The organism is Streptomyces sp. NPDC016469 (assembly GCF_040632905.1).
Taxonomy (GTDB): domain Bacteria; phylum Actinomycetota; class Actinomycetes; order Streptomycetales; family Streptomycetaceae; genus Streptomyces.
The window spans coordinates 40,537-53,653 of the sequence record NZ_JBEYCQ010000016.1 but is presented as its reverse complement, the minus strand read 5'-3'; the positions used below and the strand labels follow the sequence as shown (position 1 = coordinate 53,653).

The following is a 13,117-nucleotide window of genomic DNA, read 5'->3' as shown; positions in this document are numbered from 1 at the left end:
CGACCCGCCGACCGGCGTGAGTCTTGTCTCGCCGGTCGGCGGGTCGCGGCCGCACGGAGGGGCGCCGGGTCAGCGGCGGCGGGCCTCCGCCATGCGCTGCTCGGCGATCCGGTCGGCCGCGGCGGCCGGCGGAATGCCGTCTTCCTTCGCACGTGCGAATATGGCCAGCGTGGTGTCGAAGATCTTCGTCGCCTTCGCCTTGCACCGGTCGAAGTCGAAGCCGTGCAGCTCGTCGGCGACCTGGATGACTCCGCCCGCGTTCACCACGTAGTCGGGCGCGTACAGGATGGCGCGGTCGGCCAGGTCCTTCTCGACGCCCGGGTGTGCGAGCTGGTTGTTGGCCGCGCCGCACACCACCTTCGCGGTGAGCACCGGCACGGTGTCGTCGTCGAGGGCCCCGCCCAGCGCGCACGGGGCGTAGATGTCCAGGCCCTCGGTGCGGATCAGCGCCTCGGTGTCAGCCGCGACGGCGACCTCGGGGTGCTTGTCGGTGATCCGGCGCACGGACTCCTCGCGCACATCGGTGATCACGACCTCGGCGCCGTCCGCGAGCAGGTGCTCGACCAGGTAGTGACCGACCTTGCCGACGCCGGCGACCCCCACTTTTCGGCCACGCAGCGTCGGGTCGCCCCACAGGTGCTGGGCCGAGGCCCGCATGCCCTGGAAGACGCCGAACGCGGTGAGCACCGACGAGTCGCCGGCGCCGCCGTTCTCGGGGGAGCGGCCGGTGGTCCAGCGGCATTCGCGGGCCACGACGTCCATGTCGGCGACATAGGTGCCGACATCGCAGGCCGTCACGTACCGGCCGCCGAGCGAGGCGACGAACCGGCCGTAGGCCAGCAGCAGTTCCTCGCTCTTGATCTGCTCGGGGTCGCCGATGATGACGGCCTTGCCGCCACCGTGGTCGAGCCCGGCCAGGGCGTTCTTGTACGACATGCCGCGCGCGAGGTTCAGCGCGTCGGCGACGGCCTCGGCCTCGGAGGCGTACGGGTAGAAGCGGGTGCCGCCGAGAGCGGGGCCCAGGGCGGTGGAGTGGAGGGCGATGACGGCCTTGAGGCCGCTGGCCCGGTCCTGGCAGAGGACGACTTGTTCGTGTCCGCCCTGGTCCGAGTGGAACAGGGTGTGCAGGACATCGACAGGCGCGCCGGTCACATCGGTCACTGTGGTGACTCCCAAGTACGAAGCGGCGGAAAAGACCCTCCTGAAGGTGGGGAGGGCCCGCCGGACCGGCCGTACGGACGGCCCGGCTGGGCAAGAGCGTAAGTCCTACCCCCACGTAGATCTGTTCCAGTGCCAAGGATCACCCCCCACCGGGGGACAGGCGTGACACGATCACCGCATGTCGGTGGTGTCTTCGGTGCTGGTTCCCTACGCGTCCTACCTCCGGGTGTACGAGCCACTGGCGGCCTTCCCGGAGGGCGAGCGCGCCCACTGGGCCCGTTATGCGGCCCGTGACCGGATGCCCACGGCACAGGACGAACTCAGGCGCTCACTGGCCGACTTGGCGGCCACCCCGCCCGCCGGTGTGCCGGCGCACGAGAGCGCCGACGCGTTCGTGGCCGAGGTGGACGGTGTGGTGTGCGTGTGCCCGTGGCGGACCCGGCTGCGCGGCTGGCTGGCTCTGGACGGACTGGCGGAGCTGTTCCCCGGGCCGGTCCTGGACGCGGTGCTGCCGCCGGTGGTCCGCGGCCAGGCGCTGGCCGACCACGAGCGGTGGGCGGAGCGCAATCCGGACGCCCGGCCGTGGATCAGGACGGCGGTGTGGCAGGTTCCGGTGCGCTGGTTCGTGCTGTTCGCCGACGAGGAGCGGGAGCATGTGGTCGCCGGCCCGGACGGAGAGCCTCCGGTGTTCCGGTACCGGACGCCGATGGTCGAGGCCCGGCGCCGGCTGGCCAGGTCGCTGCGGACGCTGCGGGAGACGATGGACGAGGGGCCGCTGACCGCGGGGCTCGTGGACGTCGGGCGGTGGCTGGAGGAGTTCCACCCGCGCTCGCTCGTGGAGCTGGACTACGGCGGGCTCGTGCACGCGCTGCCGGAGCGGGAGCTCAGCGTCGACCGGAGCGCCGCCGACGTGGCGGAGGGGATCGCCGCGCTGCGGGCGGGCGACGCGGAGCGGGCGGCCGAGGCGTATGCGCGTCTCGCGGAGCGCTGGCGGGCCGTAAGGGACCGTCAGTTCGCCAACTGACCGCCGAGGCACCCTGCACGGACGGCTCGTGAACCGGTGTCGGATGTGACACGTGTGGGTGAAGAGGCGGAAGGTGCCCGAGGGGCGGCGGGACCTACGTCCCGAACCGGGCCTTTGCCTCAACCGTGATGGATAGCACTTACGGGGCCCTTGCGCCCTTCCCCACCCCTCGTGCCAAAATAGGACAAGGAGTCCGGTGAGGACTCCATCCGTCCATGTATGGGCGGATCGCTCAGCATTGCACGCTATGGGGGGTCTGATGACTCCTGATCGCTCTGTGACTGATCGTCACGGTGGTGTGACTGTCCGCTATGGCATGGTCCATCGGCTTTCCGTCGCTGATGAACACCTGGGAGGGCAATTCCATCGGTTTGGCCGACGTGGCTGGACGGATGGTGTAGTTGTAGTGCCGAGGACAAGCCGTTCGTCCTATAACCGACTCGGCCCGCGTCCGCCATTTCGGGCAACGTGGGTCAAGGTGCAGAATTTAGAGGAAAGAACCGAGATGGTTCGGTTCTCCCGAGGAGGCCGCTCATGACCGCTCGCACCCCTGATGCCGAGCCGCTGCTGACCCCGGCTGAGGTTGCCACGATGTTCCGCGTGGACCCGAAGACGGTTACCCGTTGGGCGAAGGCAGGCAAGCTCACGTCCATCCGCACGCTCGGTGGGCATCGCCGGTACCGCGAGGCAGAGGTCCGCGCACTGCTTGCGGGTATTCCGCAGCAGCGCAGCGAGGCCTGACAAACCCCCTGTCACCCCGTCACACCTGGGCTTTTGGGTCCCCCAACCCACTTGCTCACCCATAGCTCCATATGACGGGCGCCCGCCCCAACGGGCGCCATACCTGTGCCGCACGGGTCATGTCATCCGATCGCGCTGGACTCCGCCGGGTCCAGCGCGATTTTTTTGCGCCCGGACCGCTTCCGCTCCGCACCCCGCTCCCTGTCGGCCTACGACGCCGTTCTCGCAGCCCGGCCCGGCGGCCGGGGTCCGCGGAGGGGGCGTCGGCGGGCGGTGCGGGGGTATCCGGAAGACATCCTTCCGGGAGGTGCAATTGCACATATTAAATTCGCTAGTTGTAGGAAGGGTGTAAAGGCACCCCTTCTCAAAACTGATTCAGTGACACCCGTCACACCGCATGAGTGTTGCCAACTACGAGCCTGCCACTGTGAGGAAGTCGATGGCCGCGCCGAAGGTCATGTCGTGGGAGGACTTACGTCCCGGCTCGGTGAAGGCCGTACGGAGGCCCGTCGGGGCCTCGAGGGCGGCTCGGGCGGTCCGGTGGCGCTCATCCGGTGTCCGGGCGGCCTGTGGGGCAGGTACGGGCTTCAGGGCGAGCCGTGGCAGGCAGGGTGCCCGCTCGCGGTGACTCGCGCCCGTGACCGCCCCTCATCGCGCCACCTCCCGGTGGGTGCGCGCCGCCCCGCTCCGGAAAACCGGGGGCGGCCCGGTTTCTGAGTACTCGTCGGCGGACGCCGCAGTCAAGACGCGCGAAAGCCCGGATCGATACGATCCGGGCTTTCGTTCTGCGGTCCTGACGGGATTTGAACCCGCGGCCTCCACCTTGACAGGGTGGCGAGCACTCCTAACTGCTCCACAGGACCAGGTTTCGCTGCCTTCCTCGCGTCCGGCTGCGAAAACAGACTGTACAGGAGTGCGGCGGGTGCGGTCGAACTCACTGCGGGTGGCGGTCCCGTTACGGAGACGCGCTAGGGCGCGGCGGCGTCGATCGCCTTCACGATCCGTTTGTCCGAGACGGGGAACGCGGTGCCCAGGGCGTGCGCGAAGTAGCTCACCCGCAGCTCCTCGATCATCCACCGGATGTCCAGCACCTCCTGCGGGACGGGCCGGCCCTTGGGCAGCTGCTCCAGCAGCCAGGCGTACTCGTCCTGCATCTCGTGGACCTTCTCCATGCGCGTGGTGTCGCGCTGGACGTTGGTCGGCATCTGCTGGAGCCTGCGGTCCTCGGCCACCAGATAGCGCATCAGGTCGGGCAGCCTGCGCAGCCCGGTCGCGGTGACGAAGCCGGGCGGCATCAGGCGCGCCAGGTGATCGCGTACGTCCGTGACGTTGTTGATCAGGACCAGGCTGTTGGTGGCCTTCAGCCGGCGCTCGCACGCCTGCCAGGCCGCCAGGATCTGCTGCACCTGGCCGATCGTGCGCACGGTGAGGTCCACCAGGTCCGCGCGCACCTTGTCGTACAGCGTCCGGAAGGACGCCTCGTCCCAGGCGGGGCCGCCGTGCGCGGCGATCAGCCGGTCGGCGGCCGCCGTCGCGCAGTCGTCGAAGAGGGCCTGGATCGAGCCGTGCGGATTGCGGGACAGGGCCAGCTTCTGCTGGTTCGTCAGCTTGTCCGACGCGAACTTCGCCGGGTTCACCGGGATGTTCAGCAGGATCAGCTTCCGGGTGCCCCGCCACATCGCCTGCTGCTGCTCGGCCTCCGTGTCGAAGAGGCGTACGGCCACGGTCTCGCCCTGGTCCACCAGCGCCGGGTACGCCTTGACCGGCTGGCCGGCCCTCCGTGTCTCGAAGACCTTGTCCAGCGTGCCGATCGTCCAGTCCTTCAGGCCCGAGCGCTCGATGGACTCGCCGGAGGGCCCGGCGGTGGCCGCGGCGGCCTTGGAGAGGGCCTGACGGGCCTTCGGGCGCAGCCGGAGCTTCAGCGCCTCCAGGTCCTTGTCCTCGGCGACCCTGCGGCGCCGCTCGTCCACGATCCGGAAGGTGATCTTGAGGTGGTCGGGGACCCGGCTCAGGTCGAAGTCGTCGGCGGTGACGGGGACCCCGACCATCCGCTGGAGCTCACGGGCGAGCGTCACCGGCAGCGGTTCCTGGAGGGGCACGGCCCGGTCCAGGAACTTGTCGGCGTAGTTCGGCGCGGGCACGTAGTGCCGGCGGATCGGCTTGGGCAGCGAGCGGATCAGTTCGGTGACGACTTCCTCGCGCAGGCCAGGGATCTGCCAGTCGAAGCCCTCGGACGTCACCTGGTTCAGCACCTGAAGCGGAATGTGGACGGTCACACCGTCGGCGTCCGCGCCCGGCTCGAACTGGTAGGTCACCCGGAACTTGAGCTTTCCCTGCCGCCAGGAATCCGGGTAGTCGTCCTTGGTGACGGCCCCGGCCTTCTCGTTGATGAGCATCGAGCGCTCGAAGTCGAGCGCGTCCGGCTCGTCGCGCCGCTTGTGCTTCCACCACGAGTCGAAGTGGGCGCCGGAGACGATGTGTTCGGGGATGCGCTGGTCGTAGAAGTCGAACAGCGTCTCGTCGTCCACGAGGATGTCGCGGCGCCGGGCGCGGTGCTCCAGTTCCTCGACCTCGCCGAGCAGTTTGCGGTTGTCGTGGAAGAACTGGTGGTGCGTGCGCCAGTCGCCCTCGACCAGGGCGTTGCGGATGAAGAGGTCCCGCGAGGCCTCCTGGTCGATCCGGCCGAAATTGATCTTGCGCTGGGCGACGATCGGCACGCCGTACAGCGTGACCCGCTCGTACGCCATCACCGCGGCCTGGTCCTTCTCCCAGTGCGGCTCGCTGTAGGTGCGCTTCAGCAGGTGCTGGGCCAGCGGCTCGATCCACTCCGGCTCGACCTTGGCGTTGACCCGCGCCCAGAGCCGGGAGGTCTCCACGAGCTCCGCCGACATCACGAACCGCGGCTGCTTCTTGAAGAGCGCCGAACCGGGGAAGATCGCGAACTTGGCGCTGCGGGCGCCCAGGTACTCGTTCTTCTCGGTGTCCTTCAGCCCGATGTGCGACAGCAGCCCGGCCAGCAGCGAGGTGTGCACCGACTGCTCGGGGGCGTCGTCCTCATTGAGCTCGATGCCCATCTGCTTGGCGACCGAGCGCAGCTGGGCGTAGATGTCCTGCCACTCGCGGATGCGGAGGAAGTTCAGGTACTCCTGCTTGCACATCCGGCGGAAGCTGGAGGAGCCGCGCTCCTTCTGCTGCTCGCGGATGTACCGCCAGAGGTTCAGGAAGGCCAGGAAGTCGGACGTCTCGTCCTTGAACCGGGCGTGCTGCTGGTCGGCCTGCGTCTGCTTGTCGGACGGCCGCTCGCGGGGGTCCTGGATGGAGAGCGCGGCGGCGATGACCATGACCTCGCGGACGCAGCCGTTGCGGTCGGCCTCGACGACCATACGGGCGAGGCGCGGGTCCACCGGCAGCTGCGAGAGCTTGCGGCCGAGCGGGGTGAGCCGCTTCTTCGGATCCTTCTCCGCGGGGTCGAGCGCGCCGAGTTCCTGGAGGAGCTGTACGCCGTCGCGGATGTTGCGGTGGTCCGGCGGGTCGATGAAGGGGAACTTCTCGATGTCGCCGAGGCCGGCGGCGGTCATCTGGAGGATGACGGAGGCCAGGTTCGTCCTCAGGATCTCCGCGTCGGTGAACTCCGGGCGGGTCAGGAAGTCGTCCTCGGAGTACAGCCGGATGCAGATGCCGTCCGAGGTACGGCCGCAGCGGCCCTTGCGCTGGTTGGCGCTGGCCTGCGAGATCCGCTCGATCGGCAGCCGCTGCACCTTGGTGCGGTGGCTGTAGCGGGAGATGCGGGCGGTGCCCGGGTCGATCACGTACTTGATGCCGGGGACGGTCAGCGAGGTCTCGGCGACGTTGGTGGCCAGCACGATCCTGCGGCCGGTGTGGCGCTGGAACACCCGGTGCTGCTCGGCGTGCGACAGGCGCGCGTAGAGGGGGAGCACCTCGGTGTTGCGCAGGTGGCGTTTGCCGAGTGCGTCGGCGGTGTCGCGGATCTCGCGCTCGCCGGAGAGGAAGACCAGGACGTCGCCGGGGCCCTCGCCCTGGAGCTCGTCCACGGCGTCGCAGATCGCGGTGATCTGGTCCCGGTCGGCATCGTCGCCGTCCTCTTCGAGCAGCGGCCGGTACCGCACCTCCACCGGGTACGTACGCCCGCTGACCTCGATGATCGGCGCGTCACCGAAGTGGCGCGAGAAGCGTTCCGGGTCGATGGTCGCGGAGGTGACGACGACCTTCAGATCGGGGCGCCTGGGCAGCAGCCGGGCCAGATAGCCGAGCAGGAAGTCGATGTTCAGCGACCGCTCGTGGGCCTCGTCGATGATGATCGTGTCGTACGCGAGCAGCTCGCGGTCCGTCTGGATCTCGGCGAGCAGGATGCCGTCCGTCATCAGTTTGACGAAGGTCGCGTCCGGGTTCACCTGGTCGGTGAAGCGGACCTTCCAGCCGACGGTCTCGCCGAGCGGCGTCTTCAGCTCGTCGGCGATCCGCTCGGCCACCGTACGCGCGGCGATCCGGCGCGGCTGGGTGTGCCCGATCATGCCCCGGAGGCCCCGGCCCAGCTCCATGCAGATCTTGGGGATCTGGGTGGTCTTGCCGGAGCCGGTCTCACCGGCGACGATCACGACCTGGTGGTCGCGTATCGCCTCCAGGATCGCGTCCTTCTTCTGGCTGACCGGAAGCTGTTCGGGGTACGTGATGGCGGGCATCCGGCCGGCCCGCTGCTCAAGCCGCCCGGCTGCCTTGTCCGCCTGGGCGGCGATCTCGTCCAGCACGGCACGCTGGGCCTCGGGCTTGCGGATGCGGCGGGCGCCTTCGAGGCGGCGGCCGAGCCGGTTCGCGTCGCGGAGCGAGAGCTGCGCGAGCCGGGACTGGAGATCGGCGAAGGAAGTAGACATACGGATCCCAGGATCTCACCCGGGCCGGAGGAAGGGCGAACCCATTTCGGGCGTCGGTCCCTCCGGGGAGGGCGGAGGCGGTCCGGCACGACAAAGGCCCCGTCCACCGGACGGGGCCTTCGGGTGGTGGCTGGGGCCGGGATCGAACCGGCGACCTATCGCTTTTCAGGCGATCGCTCGTACCAACTGAGCTACCCAGCCACAAGGTTTCACGTGAAACCTCTGCGGTCCTGACGGGATTTGAACCCGCGGCCTCCACCTTGACAGGGTGGCGAGCACTCCTAACTGCTCCACAGGACCAAGCAATGTGCGAGACAAGTCTCGCACACGTTCAAGCGTGCCCCCAACGGGATTCGAACCCGTGCTACCGCCTTGAAAGGGCGGCGTCCTGGGCCACTAGACGATGAGGGCTAAGGGCCCACCTGCGCGCCTTGCAGCGCGTCGGGGACGTGAGAAGCATATGGGATGCCGGGGGCGTTCGCCAAAACGGTTTACGGGGACGGGTGCGGGGCGGTCGGAGACGGGCTCGTGAGGGACGGCTTCTGCTCGGGCAGATGGCGGCTGACCTCGGCCGTCGTCAGTCCCAGGCCGCCCAGGGTGATCTCGTCCCAGGCTTGCAGGCGGCGGGTGGAGCGGTCCAGATAGAGCACCGAGGCGAGCACCTGTTCCGGCTTCTTGTTCTGGACGGCCCGCAGCCCGCCGCCGCCCGTGGAGCCCTCGACCATGAGGCGGGTGCCGCCCTTCAGGACCTCGTTCTGCCGGTGGTGCACATGGCCGGCCAGCGCCAGCGGCACCTCGCCGTCCGTCTCCTTCACCGCTTCCGGCTCATGGGCGACGGCGATGTCGACGGGGGTGCCGGACCGCTGCTGCTCGCGCAGGGCGGCGGCGAGGGTGCGGCCGGCCACGCCCTCGACGTCCTCGGCCTGTTCGGGGCCCGTGCGGTCGGGCGTGAACTGCGGGTCCCCGATCCCGGCGATCCGCAGCCCGCCGACGGTCACCGCCCGGCCCTGGTCCAGGACGTGCACGTTCTTGAAGCGCTTCGCGTTCTCCAGGTACTTCTGCGTCACCGCCGAGTCGTGGTTCCCGCGCACCCAGATGTAGGGGGCGCCGAGGTCGGCGATGGGGTCCAGGAAGCTGTTCTCGACGGCGGCGCCGTGGTCCATGGTGTCGCCGGAGTCGATGATCACGTCGATGTCGTACTGCTTCACGAGCGAGCCGATGATGTGCCACGCGGCCGGGTTCAGATGGACGTCCGAGACGTGCAGGACGCGCAGGGTCGCCGGGTCCGGGCTGTAGACGGGGAGCGTCGAGGTGGCGTCGTACAGCTTGGTGACGTTGGTGACCAGACGGGCCAGTTCCTGCTGGTAGACGTCGAAGTCGCTGACGATCGAGCGGGCGTCGCCGACGACCGAAGGGGCGCTGGAGAGCAGCCCGGAGAACTTGGGCTCCAGGACCGACTTCGGGTTCCAGGTGGCGTACGCGCCGACGCCGGAAGCGGCCAGCAGCGCGAGGGCCAGCCCTCCGGCGGCCAGGGCCCGGCGCGGCCGGCGGTAGACCGCGAGGCCCAGCGCCGTCGCCCCGGTCACCACCGCCACGCAGGAGCGCAGGGCCAGCTCGCGGGTGCCCGACGCGACGTCCGACGTGACCTCGTCCTCCAGCCCGGCCAGCCGCTCGGGGTGCTGGACCAGGGCCTGCGAGCGGACCGGGTCGAGCCGGTCCACGTCCACGTCGAGGCGGACCGGGGCGTGGTGCGAGTCCAGCTCCAGGGCGCCGAGCGGGGACACGTTGATCTTGGTGCCGCCGCTCAGCGAGGGGCGCAGGGTCATCGTCGTGTCCATCGGCCCCACGGTCGTCCGGACGCTGCCGACCGCGAGCAGCCCGAGCCAGGCGCCGAACAGCACCACGACGACCAGTCCGAGGGCCCGGACGAACGGCCGGGGCGCGGCGAGGGGCCCGTGGGCGGCGCGGTGGGGTACCGGGCGGCGGAAGGGGAGTCGGGCGCGGGCCATTGGGTGCCCCTGCCCCAGTCGTGGTGCGGGTATGCCCGGGTGCCGGGACCTGGGCGGGCCGGGTGGCCGTACGGGACAATGGCCGGGTGCTGGAGATGACGCGGGAAGCGTTCGAGGAACTGGTCGCCGAAGCGCTGGACCGGATTCCGCCGGAGCTGACCCGGCTGATGGACAACGTCGCGGTCTTCGTCGAGGACGAGCCGGAGTCCGACGACCCGGAGCTGCTCGGGCTGTACGAGGGCACGCCGCTGACCGAGCGCGGTGAGTGGTACGCGGGTGTGCTGCCGGACCGGATCACGATCTACCGGGGTCCGACGCTGCGGATGTGCGAGACGCGCGAGGACGTGGTGGCCGAGACGGAGATCACCGTCGTCCATGAGATCGCCCATCACTTCGGCATCGATGACGAGAGGCTGCACGCGCTCGGCTACGGGTGAGCCGAGCGCGGGGCGCCGTGGGGAAGGAGCCGGCCCGGCGGGCGTGTCCCGGGCGGGGTCGCGGGAGTTGGGCACAGCGCACCCGGCTCGTTCATGTCAGGCCCCGTCCTTCCTCGCGCCCCCCGGAGGTGCCCCCGTGCGCCAGTTCTCCGTTCCCGTCCGCTGGGCAGCGGTCACCGCTGTCACGCTCGTCACGTCCACCGGCTGTATGAGCGTCGGCTCCGACGGGGCGGAACCGGCGCCCTCGCGGTCCGCCGAGCCGAAGGGCGCCGCCGTCGAGCCGAACGGCTCCACGGTGACGGGGACCGGCCGCTCCCGGTTCGGGGGCGCCGGTGCGCAGTCGGAGCGACGGGGCGCCGGGACGAGCGCTTCAGCGTCGCCCTCCGGGAGTGCCCCGGCCGCCGAGGGGTCCAGGGGCGGGCCGGACGAGGGCGGGGACCGGGACCGGGCCGCACGTCCCCCCGTACCGGCGGGCCCGCCCGAGCCCGCGCCGCCGGAGGCTTCGGTGCCGGCCGACCCCGACCCCGTACCCGGCCCGCAGGATCCGGCGGACACGCCCGCGCCGCCGGACCCGCAGGAGCCCGGTCCGGAGCCCTCGGAGTCCGCGCCTCCGGTGCCCTCGGCGTCTCCGGCCGCTCAGTTCCGTACCGATGCCATGGGGTGGCGCGACGGGGTGCCGGCGCTGCGGACGCCGGAGGCATCACCGCAGGTGGGACCGGTCTGAGGGGGAGGCCGGCGGGAGGCGGGTTGCGCGATGTGGGGGAGAGTGCGTATGGTGGTAGATCGTTTGATCCCATTGCCCGGCGCCGACACAGAAGAGCGCCGTGTGGCGCGTACTCTCCCTTGCCGTGGCTGGACCGCATTGAGGCGGTCGACATTGCGAAATCACGGAGTTATGGGCGCGTGCCGAGACTCCGGAAGGTTTCGCATTTCGCATGTCAATTTCCAGTTCTGACCACACCGTCATGCCCGAGAACGTCGAGAACGACGAGCTCACCGCTGTCGCCGAGGCCGTCGTGGCCGAGGCCGAGGCCGAGGCCGTCGAGGCTGCTGAGCCGGCCGAGCCGACCGTCACCTTCGCCGATCTGGGCCTGCCCGAGGGCATCGTCCGCAAGCTCGCGCAGAACGGTGTGACCACGCCCTTCCCGATCCAGGCGGCGACCATCCCGGACGCCCTGGCCGGCAAGGACATCCTGGGCCGCGGCCGTACCGGCTCCGGCAAGACCCTCTCCTTCGGTCTGCCGACCCTCTCCGCCCTGGCGGAAGGCCGCACCGAGAAGAAGAAGCCCCGCGCGATCATCCTCACCCCGACCCGTGAGCTCGCGATGCAGGTCGCGGACGCGCTCCAGCCGTACGGCGACGTGCTCGGCCTGAAGATGAAGGTCGTCTGCGGCGGTACGTCGATGGGCAACCAGATCTACGCCCTGGAGCGCGGCGTCGACATCCTCGTCGCCACTCCGGGCCGGCTGCGCGACATCATCAACCGCGGCGCGTGCTCGCTGGAGAACGTCCAGGTCGCCGTCCTCGACGAGGCCGACCAGATGTCCGACCTGGGCTTCCTGCCCGAGGTCACCGAGCTCCTGGACCAGATCCCCGGCGGCGGCCAGCGCATGCTCTTCTCCGCCACCATGGAGAACGAGATCGGCACGCTGGTCAAGCGCTACCTGAGCAACCCGGTCACCCACGAGGTCGACTCCGCCCAGGGCAACGTCTCGACCATGTCGCACCACGTCCTCGTCGTGAAGCCGAAGGACAAGGCGCCGGTCACCTCCGCGATCGCCGCCCGCAAGGGCCGCACGATCATCTTCGTCCGCACCCAGCTGGGCGCCGACCGCATCGCCGAGCAGCTCGTCGACGCGGGCGTCAAGGCGGACGCGCTGCACGGCGGCATGACGCAGGGCGCGCGCACCCGGGTCCTGGAGGACTTCAAGAAGGGGTACGTCAACGCGCTCGTCGCGACCGACGTCGCCGCGCGCGGTATCCACGTCGACGGCATCGACCTGGTCCTGAACGTGGACCCGGCCGGTGACCACAAGGACTACCTGCACCGCTCGGGCCGTACTGCCCGGGCCGGCAAGTCCGGCGTGGTCGTCTCGCTGGCCCTGCCGCACCAGCGCCGCCAGATCTTCCGCCTGATGGAGGACGCAGGCGTCGACGCCTCGCGCCACATCGTGCAGGGCGCGGGCGTCTTCGAGCCGGAGGTCGCCGAGATCACCGGCGCCCGTTCGCTCACCGAGGTCCAGGCCGACTCCGCGAACAACGCCGCGAAGCAGGCCGAGCGCGAGGCCGCCGAGCTGACCAAGCAGCTGGAGCGCGCCCAGCGCCGCGCCGTCGAGCTCCGCGAGGAGGCCGACCGCCTGGTGGCGCGTGCCGCCCGTGAGCGCGGCGACGACCCCGAGGCCGCCGTGGCCGAGGTCACCGCCGAGGCCGAGGCCGCCCTCGCGGCTGCCGCCGCCTCCGTGCCGGAGCAGCCGGCCGTGCGCGAGGACCGCCGCGACGACCGGGGCAACTACGAGCGCCGCGACAACCGCGGTGGTGGCTACCGGGGCAACGACCGCCGCGACGACCGCGTCGGCGAGCGCTCCGGCCGCCCCGCCGGCCAGAGCGGCTACCGGGGCAACAGCGACCGCCCCTCGTTCCGCAGCAGCAGCGACCGTCGTGACGACCGTCCTTCGGGCGGTTTCCGCTCCGGTGGCGACCGCCGGGACGACCGTGGTGGCCGTTCCTTCGAGCGCCGCGACGACCGTCCGTCGTTCAACCGCGACCGTCGTGACGACCGTCCTTCGGGCGGTTTCCGCTCCGGTGGCGACCGCCGGGACGACCGTGGTGGCCGTTCCTTCGAGCGCCGCGACGACC

The 13,117-nt window shown here is 70.4% G+C and carries 8 protein-coding genes and 4 tRNA genes; 5 read left to right on the top strand and 7 right to left on the bottom strand.

The annotated features are described in order from the left end of the window. Nucleotides 1-69: 69 nt before the first annotated feature. Entirely contained in the window at nucleotides 70-1,161 is a 1,092-nt protein-coding gene (locus ABZ565_RS19660; protein WP_361028108.1) for a Glu/Leu/Phe/Val dehydrogenase dimerization domain-containing protein, read from the bottom strand. A gap of 178 nt (nucleotides 1,162-1,339) precedes the next feature. On the opposite strand from ABZ565_RS19660, the gene ABZ565_RS19655 reads away from it, so the two are divergent. Beyond that, nucleotides 1,340-2,185: a hypothetical protein gene (locus tag ABZ565_RS19655; protein WP_361028105.1), complete on the top strand. Its 846-nt coding sequence runs from the start codon at nucleotides 1,340-1,342 to the stop codon at nucleotides 2,183-2,185. A 534-nt stretch (nucleotides 2,186-2,719) separates the two neighbouring features. Continuing rightward, nucleotides 2,720-2,926 (top strand): developmental transcriptional regulator BldC, encoded by a 207-nt coding sequence (gene bldC, locus ABZ565_RS19650; protein WP_003949541.1) that lies wholly within the window; start codon nucleotides 2,720-2,722, stop codon nucleotides 2,924-2,926. Between the two features lie 788 nt (nucleotides 2,927-3,714). Here the strand turns inward: bldC and ABZ565_RS19645 are convergent. The 6 genes from ABZ565_RS19645 to ABZ565_RS19620 form a co-directional block, all read right to left on the bottom strand. Continuing rightward, nucleotides 3,715-3,789: transfer RNA gene (locus ABZ565_RS19645), tRNA-Asp, on the bottom strand. A gap of 105 nt (nucleotides 3,790-3,894) precedes the next feature. Beyond that, a complete protein-coding gene (gene hrpA, locus ABZ565_RS19640; protein WP_361028102.1) occupies nucleotides 3,895-7,815 on the bottom strand; it encodes an ATP-dependent RNA helicase HrpA in 3,921 nt (1,306 codons plus the stop codon). A gap of 124 nt (nucleotides 7,816-7,939) precedes the next feature. Further along, nucleotides 7,940-8,016: transfer RNA gene (locus ABZ565_RS19635), tRNA-Phe, on the bottom strand. 24 nt (nucleotides 8,017-8,040) lie between these two features. Beyond that, a tRNA-Asp gene (locus ABZ565_RS19630) sits at nucleotides 8,041-8,115 on the bottom strand. 38 nt (nucleotides 8,116-8,153) lie between these two features. Continuing rightward, nucleotides 8,154-8,226 (bottom strand) — tRNA-Glu (locus ABZ565_RS19625). Between the two features lie 80 nt (nucleotides 8,227-8,306). Then, complete coding sequence (locus ABZ565_RS19620) at nucleotides 8,307-9,824, bottom strand: metallophosphoesterase (RefSeq protein ID WP_361028099.1); 1,518 nt, start codon at nucleotides 9,822-9,824, stop codon at nucleotides 8,307-8,309. 86 nt (nucleotides 9,825-9,910) lie between these two features. On the opposite strand from ABZ565_RS19620, the gene ABZ565_RS19615 reads away from it, so the two are divergent. From ABZ565_RS19615 to ABZ565_RS19605, 3 genes are all read left to right on the top strand, one after another. Next, the gene (locus ABZ565_RS19615; RefSeq protein ID WP_018101725.1) at nucleotides 9,911-10,261 is read left to right on the top strand and encodes a metallopeptidase family protein; all 351 of its coding nucleotides are present in this window, start codon (nucleotides 9,911-9,913) and stop codon (nucleotides 10,259-10,261) included. Between the two features lie 136 nt (nucleotides 10,262-10,397). Continuing rightward, the gene (locus tag ABZ565_RS19610) at nucleotides 10,398-10,985 is read left to right on the top strand and encodes a hypothetical protein (protein WP_361028096.1); all 588 of its coding nucleotides are present in this window, start codon (nucleotides 10,398-10,400) and stop codon (nucleotides 10,983-10,985) included. A 241-nt stretch (nucleotides 10,986-11,226) separates the two neighbouring features. Continuing rightward, nucleotides 11,227-13,117: DEAD/DEAH box helicase (locus tag ABZ565_RS19605; protein WP_361028450.1), on the top strand; the 1,891-nt coding region annotated here is incomplete at its 3' end.